General features: G+C 44.6%; 24 protein-coding genes, 1 tRNA gene and 1 riboswitch. Of the genes, 8 read left to right on the forward strand and 17 right to left on the reverse strand.

The features are described 5' to 3' along the window. Window positions 1-13 precede the first annotated feature (13 nt). Window positions 14-1,360, reverse strand: coding sequence for an ABC transporter substrate-binding protein (locus ACR8BL_RS06295; RefSeq protein ID WP_434751814.1), 1,347 nt, complete (start codon window positions 1,358-1,360; stop codon window positions 14-16). 376 nt (window positions 1,361-1,736) lie between these two features. On the opposite strand from ACR8BL_RS06295, the gene ACR8BL_RS06300 reads away from it, so the two are divergent. Further along, a complete protein-coding gene (locus tag ACR8BL_RS06300; RefSeq protein WP_434753033.1) occupies window positions 1,737-3,125 on the forward strand; it encodes a glucuronoxylanase in 1,389 nt (462 codons plus the stop codon). Window positions 3,126-3,268: 143 nt separating this feature from the next. Here the strand turns inward: ACR8BL_RS06300 and ACR8BL_RS06305 are convergent. Beyond that, a tRNA-Leu gene (locus ACR8BL_RS06305) sits at window positions 3,269-3,353 on the reverse strand. A gap of 196 nt (window positions 3,354-3,549) precedes the next feature. Continuing rightward, window positions 3,550-4,503: a pectate lyase gene (gene pelA / locus ACR8BL_RS06310; RefSeq protein ID WP_434751815.1), complete on the reverse strand. Its 954-nt coding sequence runs from the start codon at window positions 4,501-4,503 to the stop codon at window positions 3,550-3,552. Window positions 4,504-4,885: 382 nt separating this feature from the next. After that, window positions 4,886-5,017, forward strand: a riboswitch (cyclic di-AMP (ydaO/yuaA leader). Between the two features lie 5 nt (window positions 5,018-5,022). Between pelA and ACR8BL_RS06315 the strand changes: the two genes are divergently transcribed. From ACR8BL_RS06315 to ACR8BL_RS06325, 3 genes are all read left to right on the forward strand, one after another. Further along, a complete protein-coding gene (locus tag ACR8BL_RS06315) occupies window positions 5,023-5,487 on the forward strand; it encodes a C40 family peptidase (protein WP_434751816.1) in 465 nt (154 codons plus the stop codon). 136 nt (window positions 5,488-5,623) lie between these two features. Next, window positions 5,624-5,995 carry a hypothetical protein gene (locus ACR8BL_RS06320; RefSeq protein ID WP_434751817.1) on the forward strand — a complete coding sequence of 124 codons (372 nt, stop codon included), beginning with the start codon at window positions 5,624-5,626 and terminating at the stop codon, window positions 5,993-5,995. Next, the gene (locus tag ACR8BL_RS06325; protein ID WP_434751818.1) at window positions 5,996-6,346 is read left to right on the forward strand and encodes a hypothetical protein; all 351 of its coding nucleotides are present in this window, start codon (window positions 5,996-5,998) and stop codon (window positions 6,344-6,346) included. A 20-nt stretch (window positions 6,347-6,366) separates the two neighbouring features. Here the strand turns inward: ACR8BL_RS06325 and ACR8BL_RS06330 are convergent, their stop codons facing one another. The 4 genes from ACR8BL_RS06330 to ACR8BL_RS06345 all read right to left on the reverse strand — a co-directional run bounded on the left by ACR8BL_RS06330 (window position 6,367) and on the right by ACR8BL_RS06345 (window position 8,209). Further along, window positions 6,367-6,696, reverse strand: coding sequence for a carboxymuconolactone decarboxylase family protein (locus tag ACR8BL_RS06330; RefSeq protein ID WP_090924755.1), 330 nt, complete (start codon window positions 6,694-6,696; stop codon window positions 6,367-6,369). A 164-nt stretch (window positions 6,697-6,860) separates the two neighbouring features. Further along, entirely contained in the window at window positions 6,861-7,079 is a 219-nt protein-coding gene (locus ACR8BL_RS06335) for a hypothetical protein (protein ID WP_434751819.1), read from the reverse strand. Window positions 7,080-7,199: 120 nt separating this feature from the next. After that, on the reverse strand, window positions 7,200-7,529 hold the full coding sequence (locus tag ACR8BL_RS06340) for a hypothetical protein (RefSeq protein ID WP_434751820.1): 330 nt from the start codon (window positions 7,527-7,529) through the stop codon (window positions 7,200-7,202). Window positions 7,530-7,627: 98 nt separating this feature from the next. After that, a complete protein-coding gene (locus ACR8BL_RS06345; RefSeq protein WP_434751821.1) occupies window positions 7,628-8,209 on the reverse strand; it encodes a xanthine phosphoribosyltransferase in 582 nt (193 codons plus the stop codon). 203 nt (window positions 8,210-8,412) lie between these two features. Between ACR8BL_RS06345 and ACR8BL_RS06350 the strand changes: the two genes are divergently transcribed. Together ACR8BL_RS06350 and catA are read left to right on the forward strand one after the other, a co-directional pair. Next, window positions 8,413-9,471: a YkvI family membrane protein gene (locus tag ACR8BL_RS06350; RefSeq protein ID WP_434751822.1), complete on the forward strand. Its 1,059-nt coding sequence runs from the start codon at window positions 8,413-8,415 to the stop codon at window positions 9,469-9,471. A 152-nt stretch (window positions 9,472-9,623) separates the two neighbouring features. Continuing rightward, a complete protein-coding gene (catA, locus tag ACR8BL_RS06355; RefSeq protein ID WP_434751823.1) occupies window positions 9,624-10,274 on the forward strand; it encodes a type A chloramphenicol O-acetyltransferase in 651 nt (216 codons plus the stop codon). A 64-nt stretch (window positions 10,275-10,338) separates the two neighbouring features. On the opposite strand, the gene ACR8BL_RS06360 is transcribed toward catA, so the two are convergent. The 6 genes from ACR8BL_RS06360 to ACR8BL_RS06385 all read right to left on the reverse strand — a co-directional run bounded on the left by ACR8BL_RS06360 (window position 10,339) and on the right by ACR8BL_RS06385 (window position 17,152). Further along, window positions 10,339-11,475, reverse strand: a complete 1,137-nt coding sequence (locus ACR8BL_RS06360; protein WP_434751824.1) for a glycosyltransferase family 4 protein — start codon at window positions 11,473-11,475, stop codon at window positions 10,339-10,341. A 374-nt stretch (window positions 11,476-11,849) separates the two neighbouring features. Beyond that, entirely contained in the window at window positions 11,850-12,488 is a 639-nt protein-coding gene (locus ACR8BL_RS06365; protein ID WP_434751825.1) for a GNAT family N-acetyltransferase, read from the reverse strand. Window positions 12,489-12,609: 121 nt separating this feature from the next. Continuing rightward, window positions 12,610-13,701, reverse strand: coding sequence for a hypothetical protein (locus tag ACR8BL_RS06370; protein WP_434751826.1), 1,092 nt, complete (start codon window positions 13,699-13,701; stop codon window positions 12,610-12,612). 129 nt (window positions 13,702-13,830) lie between these two features. Further along, window positions 13,831-14,634 (reverse strand): Cof-type HAD-IIB family hydrolase, encoded by an 804-nt coding sequence (locus tag ACR8BL_RS06375; RefSeq protein ID WP_434751827.1) that lies wholly within the window; start codon window positions 14,632-14,634, stop codon window positions 13,831-13,833. Between the two features lie 23 nt (window positions 14,635-14,657). Further along, a complete protein-coding gene (locus ACR8BL_RS06380) occupies window positions 14,658-15,419 on the reverse strand; it encodes a pseudouridine synthase (protein ID WP_434751828.1) in 762 nt (253 codons plus the stop codon). Continuing rightward, window positions 15,416-17,152 carry an RsmB/NOP family class I SAM-dependent RNA methyltransferase gene (locus ACR8BL_RS06385; protein ID WP_434753034.1) on the reverse strand — a complete coding sequence of 579 codons (1,737 nt, stop codon included), beginning with the start codon at window positions 17,150-17,152 and terminating at the stop codon, window positions 15,416-15,418. The genes ACR8BL_RS06380 and ACR8BL_RS06385 overlap by 4 nt, the downstream gene beginning before the upstream one ends. A gap of 219 nt (window positions 17,153-17,371) precedes the next feature. Between ACR8BL_RS06385 and ACR8BL_RS06390 the strand changes: the two genes are divergently transcribed. After that, on the forward strand, window positions 17,372-17,923 hold the full coding sequence (locus ACR8BL_RS06390; protein WP_434751829.1) for a thioredoxin family protein: 552 nt from the start codon (window positions 17,372-17,374) through the stop codon (window positions 17,921-17,923). A 126-nt stretch (window positions 17,924-18,049) separates the two neighbouring features. On the opposite strand, the gene ACR8BL_RS06395 is transcribed toward ACR8BL_RS06390, so the two are convergent. From ACR8BL_RS06395 to ACR8BL_RS06405, 3 genes are all read right to left on the reverse strand, one after another. Beyond that, window positions 18,050-18,556: a DUF309 domain-containing protein gene (locus ACR8BL_RS06395; protein ID WP_434751830.1), complete on the reverse strand. Its 507-nt coding sequence runs from the start codon at window positions 18,554-18,556 to the stop codon at window positions 18,050-18,052. Further along, window positions 18,543-19,358 (reverse strand): GTP pyrophosphokinase, encoded by an 816-nt coding sequence (locus ACR8BL_RS06400; protein WP_434751831.1) that lies wholly within the window; start codon window positions 19,356-19,358, stop codon window positions 18,543-18,545. The genes ACR8BL_RS06395 and ACR8BL_RS06400 overlap by 14 nt, the downstream gene beginning before the upstream one ends. Window positions 19,359-19,493: 135 nt before the next feature. Beyond that, a complete protein-coding gene (locus ACR8BL_RS06405) occupies window positions 19,494-20,591 on the reverse strand; it encodes a quinone-dependent dihydroorotate dehydrogenase (RefSeq protein ID WP_434753035.1) in 1,098 nt (365 codons plus the stop codon). A 255-nt stretch (window positions 20,592-20,846) separates the two neighbouring features. Between ACR8BL_RS06405 and ACR8BL_RS06410 the strand changes: the two genes are divergently transcribed. After that, window positions 20,847-20,984, forward strand: coding sequence for a hypothetical protein (locus ACR8BL_RS06410; protein ID WP_434751832.1), 138 nt, complete (start codon window positions 20,847-20,849; stop codon window positions 20,982-20,984). Between the two features lie 84 nt (window positions 20,985-21,068). On the opposite strand, the gene ACR8BL_RS06415 is transcribed toward ACR8BL_RS06410, so the two are convergent. After that, complete coding sequence (locus tag ACR8BL_RS06415) at window positions 21,069-22,514, reverse strand: L,D-transpeptidase (RefSeq protein WP_434756611.1); 1,446 nt, start codon at window positions 22,512-22,514, stop codon at window positions 21,069-21,071. Window positions 22,515-22,517: the final 3 nt, after the last annotated feature.

Raw genomic sequence — 22,517 nt, forward strand, 5'->3', positions numbered from 1 at the left:
AATGTTTATAATTCTATTTTCCCGCCTGGCTAGCCCAGTAAGCTTGGACTTCATCTGCCAGTCCTTTTCGATCAATCACACCTGCCAAATATTTTTGCATAGATGCACCAGTCTTTGCCCAATAATCCTGTGGTAAATAGTTAATCACACTGATATTCAACACTTTTCCTTGGTCTACGTACTGGTTCACCGCTTCGGATAAAATGTTACTGCTTTTCACTTTGACATCTTTGTATGGCAGCGCAAGACCCATCTGTCCGACAATGGCCTCCTGCCCTTCGTCACTCGTTACCATCCACTGAATAAATGCTTTGGCTGCAGCCTGCTGCGCTTCTGTGGAACCAGAATTATCGATTGCAATGAGTTTGGGCTCACTGTACGCCACCTGTGTATTTCCGTAATCTTCGGGATTGTTGCTGACCGGAACAGGGATAATGCCGAACTCTTTGTCGCGACCCTCCAGACTGCCAATAACAGCCCAGGTCCAGTCACCCATGAAATAAAAAGCAGCATCTCCTTTAGCAAAATCTGTACTGTCTTTGGTGTAATCTGCCACCAGTGGATCTTTGCTGCGTGCATTATATTTTTTCAGCAGATCGAAGGTATCAATCAATCCGTTAAATGCTGCATTGTCCGTGAGCTTCGCAGTTCCATTTTCCAAGTCCTTCACGAACTTACGATTGTCTTCCACGTTCTTGGATTGAAGAGAATAGGTCAGTCCCAGATAATGCGCTCCAAGTGACCAGTCTGCACCATGAAGCATGACAGGTGCTTTGCCAGCAGCCTCTACTTTTTTGAAAACAGCTTCCAAATCATCACGAGTTTTAATGCTGTTCGGATCAAAGGAGCCACCCATCGCCTCTTCTACAACCCTTTTGTTGTATAAAAGACCGTATCCTTGTGCTGTCCAAGGGATACCCAAAAATTGACCATCCAGCAGGGCTCCGTCTACCGCACCGGGTTTTGTTAAGCCTTCATACGTTGCCTTCTCGGAATCCATATTGAGGAATTTGTCTTTATATTGCAGAATCGTACCTGCATCCAGATTCGCAATCGTTGCCGGATTGCCAGACGCAAGCAGAGATTGGAATTTCTCCAGCTGCGCTCCACCAATCGGGGTAGGGATTAGCTCAATGGTTACCTCCGGATGTAGCTCATGATACGTTTTGAACAACTTTTCAAAAACGCCGTTTACTTCCGCAGATGTGTTAAAAAAGGTCAACTTAACCTCTTTTGCAGCCTCGCCGTCCTTATTGTCAGAACCCTGCGATGAAGAATTCGTTGTTTTGCCTGAGGAACAGGCGGTGATGATCAACATCAGTAACAATACGCTAACAAACGGTACCCATGTCTTTTTCATTTCTCAACTTCCCCCCTGATGTTCGTTATGAATGCGCATACATTTCGAATACAGCTTTATCATAATGGCGAAATTTTGGAATGTCAACCGGTTGACATAAAATTTACTGAAGCTTTATTTCCCTATGAAAATAGTAATCATGTCATACAAATATAAAAAATTACAAACATCTGCAATATATCAGGTATTTTTAACAGGAATAATATAGTAGAATTTACAAAACAAAACTTTTTTTTCGTTATCAAATCATCTATTAGATGAGTCTTGATCTGAGAGGATGTGATGCCCGCCCTTTTCGAAGTTATGCCGAGGAATTTATTTTTCTTGTCCATGCTTTCGCAAGTCACTTATATCGAGGAGAGTGTACACATTGAAGATGAATCTCAAATTTAAAAAATCAGTCAACATTTTGTTAGCCTGCTTAACTGCTCTGCCACTGATGTTAACTCCAACGAACGTATCCGCAGCAAGTGACGCCAACATCAACTTATCCTCACAGAAACAAGTAATTCGTGGCTTCGGCGGCATTAATCATCCCGCTTGGATCGGCGACTTAACTGCAGCACAACGTGAAACCGCTTTCGGGAATGATCAGAACCAACTGGGATTCTCCGTGCTCCGAATCTGGGTTGATCCGGATCGAAATAACTGGTCTCGTGAATTGGCTACAGCCAAACGTGCGATTGAAAAGGGAGCTATCGTCTTTGCATCACCTTGGAACCCTCCAAGCAGTATGGTTGAAACGTTTAATCGAAACGGTGATACCAATGCAAAGCGACTACGGTATGACAAATACGCTGCTTACGCGCAACATCTGAATGATTTTGTAACTTATATGAAAAATAACGGCGTAAACCTGTATTCCATTTCCGTTCAAAACGAGCCGGATTATGCTCATGACTGGACTTGGTGGACACCGCAAGAGATTCTTCGTTTCATGAAAGAAAATGCAGGTAGCATTCAAGGTGCCAAAGTCATGGCTCCAGAATCCTTCCAATACCTGAAAAACATATCTGACCCCATTCTGAATGATCCACAAGCACTTGCTAACATGGACATTCTGGGAGCACATTTGTATGGAACACAGTTCAGCAATTTTGCCTATCCTCTTTTCAAACAAAAGGGGGCCGGCAAAGAGCTCTGGATGACTGAAGTATATTATCCAAACAGTGACAACAATTCCGCTGATCGCTGGCCAGAAGCTTTGGACATCTCCTACCACATGCACAATGCAATGGTTGAAGGCGATTTCCAAGCCTATGTATGGTGGTATATCCGCAGATCATATGGACCAATGAAGGAAGATGGTACGATCAGTAAACGTGGTTATAACATGGCACACTTCTCCAAATTCATACGCCCAGGCTATGTCAGAGTTGATGCTTCCAAAAATCCGGACACAAACACTTTCGTATCTGCATACAAAGGCAACAACCGCGTGGTTATCGTAGCTATTAACCGCGGTACCTCTGCGGTTAGCCAAAAATTCGTACTGCAGAATGGTAATGCCTCCACGGTGTCTTCTTGGGTGACAGACGCCAGTCGGAACTTGGCAAGTCAACCTGCAATCAATGTCTCCAACCGTGCCTTTACTGCACAGCTTCCAGCGCGCAGCGTAACAACTTTCGTAGCTAACCTCTCAGGTACAAACCGTATTTCAGAAGAGGATATTGCCTCCGAGTTCGAAATTGAACTTCCGTTGACTGACGTCGTAACAGACGTTGAAGCTGACGTTATGCCTGCGGTCGAACCCGTGAATCAGTAAAATACAAACCAAGCCCTCCATTCCTTACATGCTCATGTGGCACGTCAGGAATTGGGGGCTTTTTTTCAAGAGAGGTATTCCGAAATCAATTATAAATAAAAAAGGCTCCTTCAGAAGTTAATCTGAGGAACCTTTTTATTCGATGCGGTCGAGAGGACTCGAACCTCCACGGGGGGTTAGCCCACACGGACCTGAACCGTGCGCGTCTGCCAATTCCGCCACGACCGCATATCATGTGTCTCACCAATTATTATCGGCGACAAGAAATAATATATCATGTGTGGTTTAACCTGTCAATATATAAGAATATATGAATATGTGCGAACCGAATACGTATCCGGTTCGCACATATTGGGCTTGCCTATGATGAAGTTATACATAACAGCTGCTGGTGGTGTTATACACTACAGTCGAAAAAGATCTTCTACAGCTTGGACGGCCAGTTGCCGTACCATGCATAACCGCCTCTTCTTTCCTTTTCAATATCACTCAGCTTATATTTCACGACGCCATCACGTCCAACAAAGATAGGTTTATCCGTACCGAGTTCATAGAAACGCGCCCAGATTGGGGATGCACTGGAATCAGCAATGATTCGGCTGTCCCCATTCGCACGCTCATACCGATATCCTGTAATTTTCACTTTGTTAAACCAAGCTTCAGCACCTTTGATTGATGCAGTAATTCTCGAATTAGCCGGTCTCGTTTTCAGAAACTTCACAATATTTACACTTTCACCTGACGTTAGTGACGGCACTTCATAGATTCTGGCTCCTGCAGGTCTCAGTGAACTGGAATCATGCTGCTGTCCCCAAGCCGTTAACTTCCCACCGGATACCACCTGGGTATTCAGGATGGCGTCCACCCCTTTAGAAACCGCATTTTTACTACGATTTGCGAGTGAACTGTCGATAAAGGAAAAGTTCCCCTTACGTGCTGCGACTTCATCGAGCATGTACATCACATTAATCATCGCATCATCATTATAGGTAATATGTTTATGATAACCGGAACTTTGATAGACTTGTGGCCAGCCGCCATTGGAGTATTGCATGTTAAGTAAAAAATGGATGCCTTTGATTGCAGCAGCCGAGTATCGCTGATCATTTGTTTTCTTGAATTCACTTGCAAGTCTTCTAATTTCTGAATATGTAGCTTTATTATCAATTGTTGACTTGGCCCATTCACCTGACGTCTGACTATAATCTTTTCTCCAGCCACCATCCGGGCGCTGATTTTTCAAAATATCGGATAAACTCGCTGTTGTACCAGAGGCATCTGCCGCCGATACGGTTAGTGCAGGAAGAACGGTCATTCCCGCGACGGAAAACACCATTGAACATGCCAGTACAAATGTTACTAATTTTTTTGCCTTCACAAGACAACACACTCCCCAATTCACAAATTTGATTACTCCTTCATAATAATTCCAATGAAAACAATTTAAATACAAATTTTGTATTTAATAATTGTATGATATGCAATAAACAAACATTTGTCAATATATGCAACATCATATATATATTTTCTTTAATTTAACATAAAGGAGCACCCTTTTAGCTCTTGACAAGCTTGTTTATTATCCATACTTGTCCCCAATGAACCAGTAATGACTTTTTTGTAATCTTTTCCGCCCTTTTTAAACATAATTATGACTAAAAACGATAATTCCGCTAACATTGACGCTAAAAGAAGTGCTTTAAATAGGTTTGACAATTACGTATTTATGCAATATAGTTTCAAATAGTTACAAAAACTTAATTATTCATTTGCCGAGTTTCAGGATTGAAAACGGGGGAACCATTTTGGGTGAATTATTCTTATACATAGGAAATATAGGGAACCTTCTACCGAACCCTTAGCTAACTCCGTAGGCATCGAAGGGAGAACATTGATTTTGAAAAAACTGATTATTTCCATTTTTGGAGCTGCTGTACTATTTACATCCGGAGCAACAAACACAGAGGCAAGCACAATTAATACAATGGTTAACAATATGACAGGCATCCCGTACAAGTGGGGCGGCACAACTATGGCTGGCTTCGATTGTTCCGGGTTTATGAGATATCTTTTTAACAAATACAGCATTGAATTGCCACGCACGTCGCAACAACAAGCCAAAACAGGGACTCCGATATCCAAAGCGAGCATTCGCACAGGAGACCTAGTATTTTTCAATACAACTGGCAGAGGCATCTCACATACAGGAGTATACATTGGCGGAGGTCAATTCGCACATGCTTCCACTAGCAAAGGGATCAGCATCACCAAGTTGTCTAACCCTTACTTCAGCGATCGTTATGTGACAGCAAGACGCGTTACAGGTCAATTTATGTATAACAAAATGCTAGGTAAAATCTAATGCTAAACGATAAAGAGAGAAGTAGCCACAATGGTGCTTCTCTTTTTTTATCCATTTTTTGTCTTCAAGTGCTTCCCTAAACCCTGTAAAATATTTATGGACATGACAGGAGATCAGACAAAAAATAAAGAAAATTATGTTCGTTTTAAGTTTTGCTGCTTTAATATTCACAATCCTAGGTTGTAGTAACGGGAGTGCGAACGATTTTCGAGATCTTTCTTGGGGCACCAAGATCGACAAGGTCATTGGAACTGAAAAAAAGAATGGGAACACTACTTATGAAGAGGACAAAGTTTATGATCATGAGAAAAGCATTAAATACTCTAATCTAATTGTTCTTGGTAAAAAAGCTGACGCTACATACGTTTTTATTGATCTTTTAGATAATACAAGCCGCTGGGATCTAATGAACGAAAGTAATACATTGCTTAAGGAATTAGAAAATCCAGAAACGACAGAATCAAGGAAAGAAGAAATTTACAAGCTTATGGATCAGCGCATAGAATAAATGAAAAATGCAGCAAGTGCATATCCACTGGATGACTTCTTACTGCGACAGGCATTTTATCATTTTGACACGTTAAGCAGCCAAGAATCCGATGAAATCCTCGCAGAACTTACTCAGAAATATGGTGAGCCGAAGAGCGAAACCTTTGCTAACTCCCTTATTTATCTTTGGGAAAATGATCGCTCAAACATCGAATATGACACGGGAAGATCCAGAATTATGTATACTGCAAAATACTCCATCATGGAGCAATTTGCAGATGTAGACAAGTACAACAAGAAATCAAACAGTAAAGAAAGTAAGGATGAACTTCAAAAAAAGGTCATACGGCTCAATAGAAGAGCCGTATGACCTTTTACTTTGACCTCTTATTAATGCAGCGCCTTCTGCACCCTCATTGCTCCTTGTGACAGAGCATGCCCGCCGCCAACGGCTCCAGCGACAGCTACGGTCTCCATGATCTCCTGATCAGTCGCGCCCTTGGAACGTGCCTCTTCTACATGATAGAACGTGCACACTTCATTATTAGCAAACAAACCGATACCTAGCGCAATTAACTGTTTGGTTTTGGCATCAAGCACACCAGGCTGGAAGCACTCACCCGTAAACTCATGATATGATTTCACCACATCAGGGAGAACATCACTTAATGCGCCAATCTGATCCTTATAAGCGTGAACTTTATCATTCATCAATGTCATGACTTGCAGCACACCCTCTCGGCTGTAAATACAGCGATTTGTTCCACTGTACCTATCTTCCCTCGTCTGTGTCGCAATTATGCCCAGCCTTGATGGTAATTCCAAACATTTGGTGTTGCAGACATTCTATTTGGAAAAGATTTCCGGTAACGTGAATCCATTATTTATTCACTTAAAACACTTTGACGAGGCTCACTGAACAACTGATACCGGTAAGACCGATCCAGCTTCACAACACGGCGATTCTGCCTGCGAATAAGTACTTGTTTATCATCCCAGGCTACCACGATGCCCGTTACGTCGTTAGACTCCAGCTCATCCCGCACTACTCTTACTTTCTCGCCTGACAAACGCAGGGCATCCAACTCTGTATCACTAATCATGTCCCTAACTCCTATACTCAAATTCGTTTACAAAAAGAGACCTAAATGAAAAGCCATTTAGGTCTCACGTGACTGTATTGGACTGTTATGTCATTCGAAAAATAATGTCCCGACTGAGAGTTACCGCTGCGCGTGCTCTTTGCTGTCGTTCTTCTCGAACCAAAAATCAAGCACTTTGGCGGACATCACACGTTCTTCAAGGTACTCCACTTGGTGCGGTGTAAATTGTTCTTTCCAAGAGAAGGACAACTCTTCACACAAGCCTACAATCGTCAGCAATTCTGACCAGGCAACATAGCGTTTGTACCAGAAAAATTGAGGATGTTCAATCATATAGGGATAAAGGTCATCAAATTCCGTATGTTTACAATCCAGGGCACGTTCAAAATGAACTTTCGATTTCGCCAGCTTATCAATAAAAAATTGGTCTGTTGCCGGTTGGTTCCCCATGTTGTTGCCTCCTCTCCCTAACATAACCCCATTATAAAGGAAATCGACGGCCATGCAAAGCCATAGTTAAAAAATTAGGCCCTATTTCCTTCAAAAAGTTAGATTTCATTATCGTCGAATTGCACGGTGCCATTATTCAGTGAACGAATGCGTACAAGGGCTTCCACTGGAATGCCTTGCTCCCGGATCGTGCGTGCACCAGCCTGGAAGCACTTCTCCACCACCACACCGAATCCTACCAGCTCTGCGCCAGAACGCTCGATAATTTTGATGACACCGCGAGCAGCATCTCCGTTCGCTATAATATCATCAATGAATAAAATGCGGTCATGCTCATGAATGTATTCGCGAGATACCATAATGTCCGTTACGATTCCTTTCGTAAAGGATGGCACACGTTCGCAGTAAGCATCAGGATCAGCCAGAAGCGTTTTTTTACGGCGGGCAAATACCAAGGGCACCCCCAGTTCATGAGCTGCGGCAAAAGCCACCGGAATACCCGAAGATTCAACCGTAATCACCCGTGTCACTCCACTCTCTCGGAAACGCGCAGCAAACTCACGTCCCATCTCCATCGTTAATGCAGGATCAATCTGATGGTTCAGAAGACCATCCAGCTTCAAGACCTGATCCGAAATGACGACACCTTCTTGTAAAATTCTTTGTTTTAATACATCCATGATTTGACCTCCCAAGCCTATCCTATGAGGTTTAAAGTATCATATATCGAGCTACAAGTTCAAGCGAAATCCATCATAAGATTGGATCACACCATCATTCATTCGCTCCTCATCCTGCTGTCATGAGTTTTATGGGTCAAGCATAACTTGTACTATGGTACCCGCATGGCTAACCAATCCCGGGACCTGAAAGGGGTAACGCATTGAAACAGGTATTCCGGGTGCTACAGATTGCATTCACATACATCGGAACCGTCGTAGGAGCCGGCTTCGCCACAGGGCAGGAAATATTGCAGTTTTTCACCCAGTATGGCAAGTGGGCCACAATCACCATCGCTTTGTCCACCATGCTTTTTGTCTGGCTCGGAACCAAAATGATGCTTATTGCTCATGATACCCGCTCTCGTTCCTATGAGGATCTTAACAAACATCTATTCGGCCATAAGACTGGTAAATGGATCACATGGGTAACTCTTATCGTTCTCATCGGCGTTAACAGCGTCATGCTCGCCGGGGCAGGTTCTGTTTTTATGGAACATCTGGGTTTGCATTACCAGACGGGCCTGATCATTACTTTGATTGGTACATATCTTCTTCTGGGTCGCGGAATGCAGGCTATTTTGCAAATGAACAGCATTGTTGTGCCCATGATGCTCCTGCTCTCCCTGCTTATGATTTTCAGTACACTCCATCATCCAGGTGTTTTTCGTTTTGTCACACTAACAACAGATAGCAATCCTATTCAAGTATGGTTATCCCCACTGCTCTACACTGCCTTTAATCTCGCGCTGGCTCAAGCGGTACTTGTACCTGTTGGCAACCAGATTCGTCATCGTAATACGTTAAAATGGGGCGGAATTACAGGGGGAATCGGCGTTGGTTTTATGCTAATGGCAGCCCATTTTGCCATGTCGGCCCAGATGCCAGGCATCATACAATTCGAAATCCCGATGGGCAGTATCGCTTTTCAGCTGGGATGGGTTGTGCAGTCCGTATATGTCACACTCATTTTCATGGAAATCTTCACGACGTTTGTTGCCGACATCTACGGCATGACCTTGCAGCTCAGGCAACATGTCCAGGTTCATCCCCGATTGATTACACTAGTCATCATGATGTTGTGTTACTCGCTCAGCCAATTTGGCTTCAGCTCCCTCTTATCCATTCTTTACCCCATCTTTGGATGTATGGCACTCTTTTGGGCTGGTAAACTCATTATGGATCGCTGGGGCACATTTCGTGGTCGGAACAACACGAATTGAATGCACAGATATGGGAGTTAAACCGTTATTAAGTTAGATCATGTTATGGTACAATTCAAAGTAAATCTTAATTAAGGATGGGTTCTTTATGAAGAAAGCAGACAACTTCGCCTCCTAAATCCGCTTCAGATAAAATTTAGGAGGCTCATCTAATGAATTTTAATAAAATTGATTTTAGCACTTGGAAGAGAACAGACATATTTCATCACTATATGAATCAAAATACTTCATTCAGCCTAACCAATGAAATTGATATCAGTGCTGTATATCAACTCATCAAACAAAAAGAATATCGATTCTATCCTGCGTTTATCTTTTTGATCACGAGTGTAATCAATTCACATGCCTCTTTTAGAACGAGTTTCAATAGTGATGGAGATCTAGGTTATTGGGATACGCTGGATCCACTTTATACCATCTTTGATCAACCATCTGAGTCATTCTCCGCCATTTGGACTCGTGTTACAAATGATTTCAATACGTTTCAAGACGACTATATTTCCGATATAGAAAAATATAAACGTTCAGGCAAGTTGTTTCCCAAGACACCTATACCTGAAAATATTTTCTCTCTTTCTATGATTCCATGGACATCTTTTACTGGATTCAACTTAAATATTAATAACAATAGCCGTTACCTCCTACCCATTATTACGGCAGGGAGATTCATTCATAAAGAGCATTCAATATTTTTGCCATTATCACTACAGGTTCATCACTCGGTTTGTGATGGTTACCACGCCGGATTGTTCATGAATGCTGTTCAGGAATTAGCAAGTAATCCAAAGGATTGGCTATTTTAAAATCTGTTAAATACCAAAAGCAAAAGCCGCTGTATACCTACAGCGGCTTTTTCCATGAATGTTGCTATCCTCCGACTTGCGTCTGAAATTGCAGATACATCTTTTTCAAATCATTCACCGATCTTCCCAGCGAATAGAAGGTTTTAGCTTTTTCACAAGCGGAACGAGCCAGTTCATAACGATACGCCGGGTCCAGCATGACCTTTTCCAGAGCATCAGCCAGAGCAGATGGATTTTCAGGTGGCACAAGCAGGCCGTTTATTCCATCTTCAATCTGTTCAGGTATTCCTCCTACGTCCGTGCCAACAAGAGCCAGACAGCTTAACGCCGCTTCAGCGAACACCGAACCAAAGGCTTCTGCACGTGATGGCAGTACAAACACATCAAAGAACGGCATAAACTCTTCAGGATGCAGCGTATATCCATAGAATATGGTCTCATTATAGATTCCCAAACGCTGTGCCAACTCTTCAAGATCAGGTCGAATCGGTCCATCTCCAATAATATGGAGCACATAATCATGCCCTCTATCCTTCAGTTCGGCACAGGCTTTAAACAAAATATCAAGTCCTTTAGCCGGAACAAGACGGCAGACCGTGACCAATTGCGGAACTGCATTCTCATGTGGAATCGGCTTAAACCGTTTTTCATCAAAACCATTCGGAATAATTCCAATGCGTTCTGGATGTTTCACATACGGGCTCAAATATCGACGGAACGAATCGGATACCGTTAACAATCGCTCTGCACGATGCTCAAGTTCTCCATAAATGGCTTGCAGGAACTGATGCTCTAATCCATTTGGCTCAATACGTCCATTAAGGATAAGTTCTCTTTCGTAACTGGAGTGAATCGTCTGAATGAGCGGAACCTCAGGAAATACCGTTTTCATCGCAAGCCCTGCAATAGGGTGATGAGCATGGATCAGATCATAGGACTTTTGAATCCGAAGCCGGGTCCACCATAGATAGTCGCGATAGGTCTGAATATATTTTTGCACCACAGGGCTATCCTGATAGATGGTCCAATCAAACGTTTCAAACTGGACTTCCTCTCGCCCTTTGTTCCGAATTCGTTTGGGCAAGGAGAACAGGTCCATCTCCCATCTTGGACTCGCAAATCTCTCCTGCATGTAAGGAATCATAGATGATACACCTCCGGGCTGCTCCGGAGGAAAAAATAGGGCCTGTAGCAATTTCAACGTCATTATCCCCCTTTCCCAGCTTCATTTCTCTTCTTCCACATTCATTTATTCTATATTAGAACATATGTTCAGTAAAGCGGCTCTAGAGCCATGCACTTCGTTCTTTACACCAAAATGTATTTTCATGCATTTTATTGCATACCATCAATGTTAATTATGACATAAAAAAGCTTGAACATCCACCATTTTGACAACTAAAATATCAAGTCGTATATACAACGTATTCAATCAACGCTCCATACAGAAGCTTATATTCACATTTCTTGGCTTCATCGATCCTTTCAGCTGTTCACATAAATATAGCCGGATAAGCTTATCCGCTTCCGGCTTCTTTTTATCATTTTCTCACCAGTATATCTCAACAAGTTTCTCTACAACTCAACCGGCTTCTCATAAATGCTGAATCCTTCGTGAGCCCCTGCATAACTGAATCCATTTCCTGCATAAAAAGCATTTAACCTAACATTGTCAGCGCCGCAATCAAGTCGTACGAGAGATTTTTCTTTAAATTGTATGCCGCTGGTTGACCATTGTAATATGGATTTCCCCAGACCCATTCGAGCATATTTTCTTCGAATCGCAAGTCGATGCAGATAGAGTGCTTTATCTTTCGCATGGGCCTGATCTCCCCATAACTTGAGATCCCACGGACTTGGCTTCTGCATGAGAATGACCATTCCAGCGATCTCTTCCTCTTTTTTGAAAACAAAGACATCGCCTCGCCGAATAGCGGAAGGTGTATCATGAGAATCCTCCCCATGAAGCAATGCATTCCATTGGGAAGATCCTTTACTTTTCAGCCAAGAAGCCGTCTCCACAAGCAAGGATAAGACTTTTTCCGTGTCCTCTGGCTGTGCCTGAACCGCTTGAAAATCATCATTGATGTATTGGTTACGAATTGTAAATAATTCCGTCATCATGCCCCTCCATTTTCCAAACTCATATGCTCCGGTTTCGACTGCTTGCTTCCCTTGGTTTGGACTACGTCCAAAACCAAACATCGCTCCCATTCGATACCATCGCTCTCAAAACTGAGCAATAAATAACTAACCGTACTATACCGGGAAAAGATTTTTTCGTCAAAATCAATTCAAGAAACTCAAAAAAAAAAGGATAAAAGGCGTTCGCCTCTTACCCTCCCATTTTGGCTTCATCAATAATCTGATTACGATACAACATCGTGAGATGTAAGGAGTCAAATTCGATCTCTTTATTCAGCTCTTGCATCAGCACTTCCACCAATGTTCTCCGCTGCACACTCGTGCCAGGCACATCATAATCCATATAACCCGTCAGATCCGAATGGGACGTATCAATAGTTGCCGTACCCACCGGGAGGCCTCCGCGCTCCTGAACAAATAGATCATAGATTCTGAACTCCCGATCCCTGTTCCTGAGCATGACATAACCTGCTTCTTCTACTTCTTCCGGCTCGATCCAATCATCGATGGAATCCAATGATTCTTCTTGATCTTCGTCTTCCTCCAGTTCATCGGAAAAATCACGGTGCACCCACTCGAGTGTCTGCAGTTCGTTCCCCTGATGCCACATCCGAATCGTAATTGTATCGATGATCTCCTCGTCCAGTTCCCTTACAAGCAGTTCCGCTGCAGCTTCCTGTACTGTTTCATCAGGTTCGTCATACCAAAGAATCTCTCCATGTGCATCGGCTCCATACTGTTTCAGCGTAGCTTCTGCCATCTCTTCTCCTTCGACATCGTTGAACACATAACTTGATAAGTTACGACCGGCACTGACCATCTCCATTTCCAGCAGATGTTCCCGGTCTTCGTATGTAAAAGAATCATCCCGAGATGCAGGAATGAGATTCACCTCTTCGTCAGGTAATACATCATCATAACGGCTCTCGTCATACTCAAGGTAATCCTCTGTTGCTGTTATTCCAGAGGAAGACCATCCTTCCTCCTCAGGCATGTCCACTGGTCGCAGGACGGAATGCAACGTGCCACAGCTCACCAAAACTTCATAGGAAGATACCGCCACCGCATCCGCAAGCGCACGGACATAAGCATGCACCTTATCTATAATGAGCTGTTCCACTGCCTCTTCTATAGATTCCTGTTCCAGTTGAAGGCTGCCTGACAGACGCTCCCCTTCCCTGTAAATCAGTAAAAGCGACCCTGTATATCGGTCATCCACCATAATATCCTGCACTTCACCACTTGCTGTTCGCAGATCTGTCGTTAAATCGATCTGTATCATTGCCAGTCCTCCTCATTCCTAACGTATTCTCTTAGGATGTCCCCGGAGACAGTAGTTTATGAGGCACTGTACATTTTCGCAGGTCGAGTGAGACCATTTTCGCAGATCTGGTAACAAGTAAACACAGAATTATACGGATAAAATATACTTGTGAATGGCGTGCGCAACTCCCTCATCATTGTTGGACAAGGTCACCTCATCGGATGCTGCTTTCACCTCTTCAGGAGAATTATCCATCGCAATCCCTTTCCCGGCGAAAGTCAGCATCGTAATGTCATTGAAATAGTTGCCGATGGCCATAATCTCAGAAGACGCGATGCCTTTGGAATCAGCCAGTCTTTTGAGCGCAGCTCCTTTGGAAGCTTCCGGATGCATCAGATCAATGAAAAAGTCTCCGCTGCGTGTCATGTAATAAGACAAATTCCAGGACGTCCATTCGCGCTGGACAGCGTCCATCTGCTCGATAGGGCCAAACGCTGTAAACTTAGCAAGAGGTTCAGTCATATCTGCCCACCGGGGTAGCTTAAGCGGCTCAGCCAGAAAATTGTAATACATCTGCCTTACCTGCAGCTCCAGACCTTCAGGTTGATCCACATACAGACCAAAGGCTGTATTGATGTCAAAATGTACATCATTTTCTCGGCAGTACGTCATAATAGGTTCAAGCCCCTGAGTGTCCAAAGCAAACTGATGAACGACTTCCCGGGTATCCACCTGTGCAGTCACAGCGCCGTTATGCGTAATAACATAACCATCCAGCCCCATCTGTTTCATAAAAGGAATCGTGTTGGCCGGACCGCGCCCTGAACAGAGCACAATCTCTGCCCCATGACGCGAGGCCTGAATCAACGTTTCTTGAGTCCATTCAGTCAGTTCATGAAGATCATTCAACAAGGTTCCGTCAACATCCAGCGCAATCAATTTATACGTCATATGATTTTCATCCTCATCTTTGTTTAGTTGGCTGCATCATTATTTCGTAAATAGGTCAATTCATCTGCTGTTAATTCGCGGTAACTCCCGATCGCCAGATCGGAAGCCAGCTTCAGTTCTCCCATCGCTACACGTTTCAGGTAGATAACACGTTTGCCCACAGCCTGGAACATGCGTTTAACCTGATGAAATTTCCCTTCATGGATGATCAGCGAAATAAGTGATACAATGCCTTCGTCTGTTTCTTCGTATCCCAGCACGGTCAGTTCAGCGGGCATGGTCTCGTACCCGTCATCAAGCCGCACCCCGGCTGCAAAACGCTGAATATCCGCTACGTCTACTTTTCCTCGTACCCGTGCTTCATACGTTTTGGGCACATGTTTGCGAGGGGATAACAGATCATGGGCGAGGGGGCCATCATTCGTCAAAATAAGAAGTCCCTCCGTATCCTTATCCAGCCTCCCTATAGGAAACGGTTGAAAGATTCGATCTTCCTTGCGCAACAGATCCAGCACCGTTTTATCCCGAGCATCCTCCGTCGCAGATACTACGCCTGGCGGTTTGTGCAGCATCAGATAGATCATTTCCCGGTACACAAGCCGCTCGCCATCCGCTTCAATAACGTTAATCTCCGGGTCCACCTGAATGCCGCTGTCCTTCACTGCTTTGCCGTCCACATGAATACGTCCCTGCTTCACCATTTTTTTAAGCTCACTGCGTGTTCCTACACCCATATGGCTCAAGATTTTGTCCAAGCGCTGCGTTTGTTTTCCTTTCCCACTCATACCGATGTCCACCTCCAGCCTGCCGGGTATTCATTTTTCAACACACCATCCAGCCATTTGCCCCAACCAGCAGCATATCCATCCACACATACAAGCACGTAACCCTTGGGTGATGTTCCTCCCTGGAAATTAACCCGTTCCTGCTCTATGTTCAGCGTTTCCCCTTTCAGGTACCTCACCGCTTCCCCATCCGTAGAGGACAGATTCACACTACGCCGCGCCTCCGATGAACGCAAAGCGCAAGCCAGTGGATGGGAGGGTACAAAGCGGCCATTCTTGATCGTGCCCATAAACCATCCCGGACGAATCACTTTAAGTCCCTCCAGACGGGAGGCACCTACCGCTGACTGATATATACGATCTCCGTAACATACTGTCTCCCCGGCGAACGTCATATCCAGATTTTCATTTACAAATTGAGTATACACCACTAAAGGATCAAACGAGCCTGAATCGGCACCTCGTCCTTGCCCTCGTTCAGACTTGCGACCCCCAGCCTCTTTCCCTTTCTTACCTGGTTTAGAAGCGTGTTTGCCGCCTCGCGCACTTCGGTCACTGCTTTCTCTGGATTCAACCCGTAACAAACGTTCCTTTTTACGATCGGCTTTGGTCATAGGAAGCGAAGCCGATCGTAAAAAGGAACGATCCTCACTTGGATCATGCAACAATTCGGACTCCTGTACACGTTGTCCGATACTTTGTCTTTCTTCATACAGCTCTTTACCTGACTTTCCATTAAACTCATCAATAAGTTCTTCTGAACGTCTCGTGCCACTCTCAATGCTCTCAATGTGTTTTAACACAGCAACATAGTGTCCTTCCCCTTCTAACAGATGAGGCCACAATCGGGCTGTGCCGCGCGTTTGATCCAGCACTTCTTCTGTCTCAGCTGCCTGCACTGGCAGCATCTGACGCACCCACTCCGGGCGTCCTGGGGCAAATCCAGCGTTATCCGCAATATTTACCACTGCAAAGTCACGATTCATCTTCAAAAACTCGGCGATCATCGCTTCGTTTTCCTCCGGTGCAAAGGTACAGGTCGAATAAACAATCGTACCTCCCGGAGCCAGTAACCGCGCTGCCGTTTCCAGAATGTCGCGCTGCATCAGCACACATTTCTCCACAGAATGATGTTCCCAGGATTTCACCATGTCTTCATCCTTGCGGAACATGCCTTCGCCTGAGCAAGGTGCATCAATCAGCACTTTATCAAAATAATGAGGAAATGCATCCGCGATGCGCTCCGGTGACTCATTGAGCACAACGGCATTTCGTACGCCGTACAGTTCCACGTTTTTGGCAAGTGCTTTGGTTCGCTCCGCATGAATATCATTCGTGACCAGCACACCCTTACCTTGCAGCTTGGCAGCAATCTGAGTGGATTTCCCCCCTGGCGCAGCACACAAGTCTAACACGCGGTCACCCGGCTTTACATTCAATTGCTCCACCGGAGCCATTGCACTTGGTTCCTGAATATAATACAGGCCCGCGTGATAATACGGATGCAGACCGGGCTTCACCCCATGAGGCACATAAAAACCAGTTCCACACCACGGAATGGGTCTCAAGTCAAACGGGGCCATCTTTTCGAATTGTTCCACTGATATTTTAAGTGTATTAACTCGAAGTCCGGCATGCGGAGATTGTTCATATGATTTCATAAAAGATTCAAATTCTTCGCCAAGCAAATGTTGCATTCGCTCCGCAAAGATGAAAGGCAGCTGTACAGCCATAATTCCACTCATCCTATCCTGTTAAAATGACATATTGCTCTATGTTATCATATCCTGATTTTACTTGCCTATCCTATCATGTGTATTCCACTACAGCGTGTAATGTAGTATAATGCTAATAGATTGTTTTATAAGCAAAAATTCGGTTGTTTATGTATATTATCCCAACCTTTATTTTTGCCGCAATGATATCTCGATATGAACAATGGGGGATGAACAATGAATTCCAAGAAGAAAAAGAAGAGTGCCACAATCCTTATATTCCTCGGTATACTGGTTGTCATGATTGCTGCGCTGGTTCTTGTGAACAAAGAGTCCAAGAAACAGATGGATACTGTAGAAAACGCGTATGGAATCGCAGCTTCCAAGCTTAATCCAGCAACACGGGAATTGCTCGATGATCCTAACTATCAACAGATTATCCTGCCCGCTGATCTGAAAGCCAGAATCGATAAGAAGGACAGCTTCTTTGTTTATTTCTTTGCTTCCGACTGCTCACACTGCCGTGCAACGACACCACAATTAATGCCGCTCGTGGACAGTGAAGGAATCAAGCTTCCACAATTTAATCTGCGTGAGTTCGAAGCGGGTTGGACCGATTACAACATTGAATTCACACCCACACTGGTCTATTATCAAGATGGCGTTGAGAAAGATCGCATGGTTGGCGGCCTGAAAGAAAACGGAAGCGACAACGGTTATTCGCTGGATGACTACAAGCAATTTTTCGAAAAGTACAAAGGCAGCGCAACAGCTCCAAGTAAAAGCTAACTTGAATGAACTCCAGGTAAAAGACTATATTCAACAAGCAAAAACACCCCGATGATTCCTTTACCGGAATCATCGGGGTGTTTTGTATTCAAGACATAGGATGTTTCATCCTAATTATTTGCATGATTATGAGCGTTTCTCCTGGTGCTCGTGCAGTTGAGTCTGCTGCATTGCCTTCATTTTCTCTTCGTAAATTCGTCCTCGTGTTGGACTTCGCCGCTGTGGAACATTGGGCGTAAGCTCCAAAGATCTGATCTGAATCAGCTCGATAAGTGCCCTGTCTTCAATGGTGATAGACAGATCACGATACTGGAGTGTTTCAGGTTCATTTCCCTGTAAATCCTTTACAAGTTCACGAACATCCGTAATCAAATCTCCAAGACGGATTCCGATACTACTGTCCGGATACGATTCCAGCAACTCCAGTGAACTTTGGAGCATCATAAGTCCTCCACGAATATTACAGTTCCGGTAATGATACAATCCCACCGCGATCTGTAACAGTCCTTTGTACAGTGGATCACGGTTCCGCTCCAACCACAGTTCCTCAAGCACCTCGTGACACTCAAAGTAATCCTGATCCCGATTAAAATAAATCAGATAATCAATGTAAAGCGGTTCATAGCTGTTCATCGGGATTTTCGCCCTTTCTGGCGTTGTTCAGGAGTCCCTTCACATCATCCAGCAGCACTTTGAGTCCCTCCATATCATTTCGTTCCCAGCAATCATTAAATCTTCTCTGTGCTTCAATCGCCTCATGAACCAGATGATAGAAATACAGTTGCTGAATGATGCTTAGCGTTCTTGACACAATATTGGAGTCATCCTCAAACGCTTTCTGCGCTTCAAGGATCTGTAGACGAATCGCTGACATCTCGTTATCCAGTACGAAGGCAGCTTCTGCCGTTTTCTTCAGTCTCGCTCTCATATCATCCGGCAGACTTTCCCGAAATTTATAGCTCAGGGAATGTTCGATCGTTGCCCAGAAATTCATCGCAAGCGTCCGGATCTGAATTTCGGCAAGCACTTTTTTCTGCCCCAAAGCCGTCTGTACAGGATACTCAATAATCATATGGAAACTTCGATAACCACTTTCTTTGAAGTTGGTTATATAATCTTTTTCAATTAACACCGTTAAGTCTTTCCGTGCTCTGATGTACTCGGCAACCCGGCGAATATCATCCACGAACTGGCACATGATTCGAATGCCTGCAATATCCTCTATCCCTGTCTCCACATCGTCCAGTGCGACATTCAGACGTCTTGATTTTTCCAGAATGCTGGAGATTTTTTTGACACGGCCAGTAACAAATTCAATCGGGGCATATTCTTCCCGTTTTTTCAATTCGGCCCTCATCGTCTTGAATTTGACCTTTAATTCCTCTACCGCTTGTTCATAAGGAAGTAAAAATGTACCCCAGTCTCTACCGTCCATGGTTAAGCCTCCTGTCTCTATAGCATCCCCTGTTCTTATCCATTATACATGATGTTTGCCGGGGGGAAGAGTCCCGATCCATTATCTACTCTTCCATGCTTCTATAATTCGTGTCTGGGGTTTATAACTTGCTCCTTAACGGTGGTCTGCACCAACCGCCTCTGAAATATGATGATAACCGTCCTTACGCAGCAATTCGCGCAATCCGGCATGGATCCGGCGATTCACTTCCGGCCCTTCATAGATCAACGCAGTATAGATCTCCACCAGACTTGCCCCGGCTTTAATTTTCTCGTACGCATCCTCACTTGTAAAAATACCACCCGAGCCGATAATCGGAAGCTTGCCTTCCGTCTGTCTATAGACCTGACGAATGATTTCCGTTGAACGTTCACGTAGCGGCTTGCCACTGAGCCCGCCCGTTTCCTTCGCATGCTGATGCGAAAGACCCTCACGGCTAATTGTTGTATTTGTGGCAATGATACCCGATACTCCACTCGCCGCAATCGTACTAACCATATATTCAAGTTCCTGATCATTCACGTCAGGCGCTATTTTGACAAGCACAGATTTGGCTGCTCCGCCAGCTTTAGCCTGTTGATGGTTCATCTCCGTCATGACCGCAGCCAGCAATTCTTTTAATTCATTCCCATGTTGCAGATTACGCAAATCCGGTGTATTTGGTGAACTGATATTGACCACAAACAGATCTGCATAAGTATATAAAGCCTGTATACATTTCGCATAATCCAGATGAGCTTCCTCATTTGGAGTTGCTTTATTTTTACCGATATTGACCGCTACGGGGATACGTCGTTCCTGAAGACGGGCAAGCTCGCCTGCCATCGCTTCTGCACCCAGATTGTTGAAACCCATCCGATTCACCAACGCCTCATCTGGCGGTAAACGAAACAAACGAGGCTGATCATTGCCGGACTGAGCCAGCGGAGTCACCGTTCCCACTTCCATAAATCCGAAACCGATAGAGGAAAAACCGGTTACGGCCTGTCCGTTTTTATCCAGACCTGCGGCTAGACCAACCGGTGTAGGAAAATGACAACCGAACATGTCCACTGCCAGATCCGGTGTTTCACGTACGCCGTACATGACACGTAGCCCCGACGGAACTGGACGAACTCTGCCTACACCGCTAAGACCACCAATGATCAGATGATGGGCCTGCTCAGGATCCATTTTAAACAATAAAGGTTTAGCAAGACTTTTGTATAACAAATCACTCACTCCGTTCTGGTTCGGTACGCCATTTGGCCGCTCCCCGTCCTCATATCTAAAAAAACTCTACACACAAGTCTAGCCGTTTCTCCTTCAAAAAGAAAGTCATTTGCGCATAGACAAACAAAATTCAATTCAGATGAACTATGCACAAGAAATCAACCCAACTACTGGAAATAGCGGGCCAAATTCTTTACAATGAAAGCATGGTTACTCTAAACCAGTTCGATACCTATTAAGGAGGACAAAGAAGACATGGCTCAAAAACGCAAACCACCTGCATTACAGCAAAAAAAAGAAGAGGTTAACCGCAAAGCCATTATATGGACAGCAGCCAGTGTTGGCGGTTTAATCCTTATCATTGGCGCACTGATCATTATTGCCAATATGTAGATGATTCAGCAAGCCAGCCGAACATACATATGAAGATCTTTGAGATGAACGGGAACATTACCGATATATCAGAGATACGCAGGATCAATTAAGCCAGTGATATGTTTTGTTTGGATTGTTCTGCTGCGGAACAAGTTTGTACTTATACCGCTGTTCGGCTTGCGGAGCAGGCGTAAGCTCTGGCAGCAGATCTTTACCGATGCGCACCGGAGTTCCTTGCGGAGCAAGGGCGAACAACTCCTCCACATCCGCTTTGCTCATTCTCACACATCCAAGGGACTCGTCCAGTCCGATGCTATCAGGCTCATTAGTCCCGTGGATGGCATAATTCGTATTCGAGAGCTGCATGCCTCTACTTCCAAACTCTCCATTCGCGTGACCATTCGGATTAACGACTTTATCTGCAATGACATATGAGCCCTCTGGCGTCCGCTTCCCGCCCAGACCCACTTCATACATCCGAACGATCGTACTCCCGCTTATGAGTGCCAGCCTGTGGTTACTTTTGTCGATGATAATCTCAAGCGGTTTCTCTAAAAATGGCTGTCCACCCAATGTATCCGCAAACGGGGCCTTTTTCGCTTCGGACGTTTCAACAACCTGCGTTTTCCCGTCACCAGTAGAACTCCCCTCCCCAGCTTGAACCTTCGCTTGAGACATCGCTAACAGCGCTGGAAACATCTCGCTCATTTCAGCTGAAGTTTCACCCAAAATATTGTTAGGGAACGGCTGTGCCAGGGCTGTGACACTCTTCGGCCAAGTTTTATGCTGCTTATGATAGGATATGATGGCACTGGATAAAACGGCAGCTGTCTCCTGTTTGCTCGTCCAAGCGAGACCTAACCGTTTGATCTTGGAGGATGCTTCAGGCGGTTTACAGTTACATTGTTTTGCATCATAACTCTGAGCCGTAAGTTTGCCTTTTGAATTGGTCTGCACAATGTATTTTACAGGCATATCCCGCTTCCAAACCAACCATTTATCTGATGCCTGCATACCGAGTACAGCTGTAGTATGAACTCCAGTACCCGATATTGACCAGACTGCAGCAAGGGCAGCCCCTCCATCATTTTTGCCGCCAAACGCAGCCGCAGTGAACACATTGCTCTGTTCCACAGGTGCTTTACTCGCTCCTCGTTCTTCTTTCACAGGCTGTGCATCTGATGCATCATCCTCAGTCTCCAGAGCTGCGGATAGCGCGTCAGCCACCTCATGTTTACCACCCGGAGCATCTGCAGGCGGAAGTCCCGCTAACAGCAAAAACATGAGCAGCGTCAGCCACATTTTGCGTTTGCGTCTCTTTTTCTCCTTTTGCTCAGACACCTCTACCAGCTTCTCCTGGTAATCCATCCATATGTCGGCAGGAGCTTTACTGCGTTCAAAAGCTTCGTATACTTCGCCCGCTTGTTGGAAACAATAATTCGCCTTCGCTTCCTGTCCTTCGCCCAGATACTCTTTGCCAAGCAAATACCATGCCATTTTATTATCTGGATGTTTCTTGACATATGACCTTAGATCCGTGTTTTGCATCTA

The sequence above is a fragment of the Paenibacillus amylolyticus genome (assembly GCF_051136285.1).
GTDB classification, from domain to species: Bacteria; Bacillota; Bacilli; order Paenibacillales; family Paenibacillaceae; genus Paenibacillus; species Paenibacillus amylolyticus_F.

Excerpts from the sequence above, each read along its gene's own strand:
- ACR8BL_RS06295 (WP_434751814.1), bottom strand. The coding sequence starts at position 1,360 with ATGAAAAAGACATGGGTACCGTTTGTTAGCGTATTGTTACTGATGTTG.
- ACR8BL_RS06300 (WP_434753033.1), top strand. The coding sequence starts at position 1,737 with ATGAATCTCAAATTTAAAAAATCAGTCAACATTTTGTTAGCCTGCTTA.
- ACR8BL_RS06320 (WP_434751817.1), top strand. The coding sequence starts at position 5,624 with ATGTTCGTTTTAAGTTTTGCTGCTTTAATATTCACAATCCTAGGTTGT.
- ACR8BL_RS06325 (WP_434751818.1), top strand. The coding sequence starts at position 5,996 with ATGAAAAATGCAGCAAGTGCATATCCACTGGATGACTTCTTACTGCGA.
- ACR8BL_RS06330 (WP_090924755.1), bottom strand. The coding sequence starts at position 6,696 with ATGACATTGATGAATGATAAAGTTCACGCTTATAAGGATCAGATTGGC.
- ACR8BL_RS06335 (WP_434751819.1), bottom strand. The coding sequence starts at position 7,079 with ATGATTAGTGATACAGAGTTGGATGCCCTGCGTTTGTCAGGCGAGAAA.
- ACR8BL_RS06340 (WP_434751820.1), bottom strand. The coding sequence starts at position 7,529 with ATGGGGAACCAACCGGCAACAGACCAATTTTTTATTGATAAGCTGGCG.
- ACR8BL_RS06345 (WP_434751821.1), bottom strand. The coding sequence starts at position 8,209 with ATGGATGTATTAAAACAAAGAATTTTACAAGAAGGTGTCGTCATTTCG.
- catA (WP_434751823.1), top strand. The coding sequence starts at position 9,624 with ATGAATTTTAATAAAATTGATTTTAGCACTTGGAAGAGAACAGACATA.
- ACR8BL_RS06365 (WP_434751825.1), bottom strand. The coding sequence starts at position 12,488 with ATGGGAGCGATGTTTGGTTTTGGACGTAGTCCAAACCAAGGGAAGCAA.
- ACR8BL_RS06370 (WP_434751826.1), bottom strand. The coding sequence starts at position 13,701 with ATGATACAGATCGATTTAACGACAGATCTGCGAACAGCAAGTGGTGAA.
- ACR8BL_RS06375 (WP_434751827.1), bottom strand. The coding sequence starts at position 14,634 with ATGACGTATAAATTGATTGCGCTGGATGTTGACGGAACCTTGTTGAAT.
- ACR8BL_RS06380 (WP_434751828.1), bottom strand. The coding sequence starts at position 15,419 with ATGAGTGGGAAAGGAAAACAAACGCAGCGCTTGGACAAAATCTTGAGC.
- ACR8BL_RS06385 (WP_434753034.1), bottom strand. The coding sequence starts at position 17,152 with ATGGCTGTACAGCTGCCTTTCATCTTTGCGGAGCGAATGCAACATTTG.
- ACR8BL_RS06390 (WP_434751829.1), top strand. The coding sequence starts at position 17,372 with ATGAATTCCAAGAAGAAAAAGAAGAGTGCCACAATCCTTATATTCCTC.
- ACR8BL_RS06395 (WP_434751830.1), bottom strand. The coding sequence starts at position 18,556 with ATGAACAGCTATGAACCGCTTTACATTGATTATCTGATTTATTTTAAT.
- ACR8BL_RS06400 (WP_434751831.1), bottom strand. The coding sequence starts at position 19,358 with ATGGACGGTAGAGACTGGGGTACATTTTTACTTCCTTATGAACAAGCG.
- ACR8BL_RS06410 (WP_434751832.1), top strand. The coding sequence starts at position 20,847 with ATGGCTCAAAAACGCAAACCACCTGCATTACAGCAAAAAAAAGAAGAG.
- ACR8BL_RS06415 (WP_434756611.1), bottom strand. The coding sequence starts at position 22,514 with ATGCAAAACACGGATCTAAGGTCATATGTCAAGAAACATCCAGATAAT.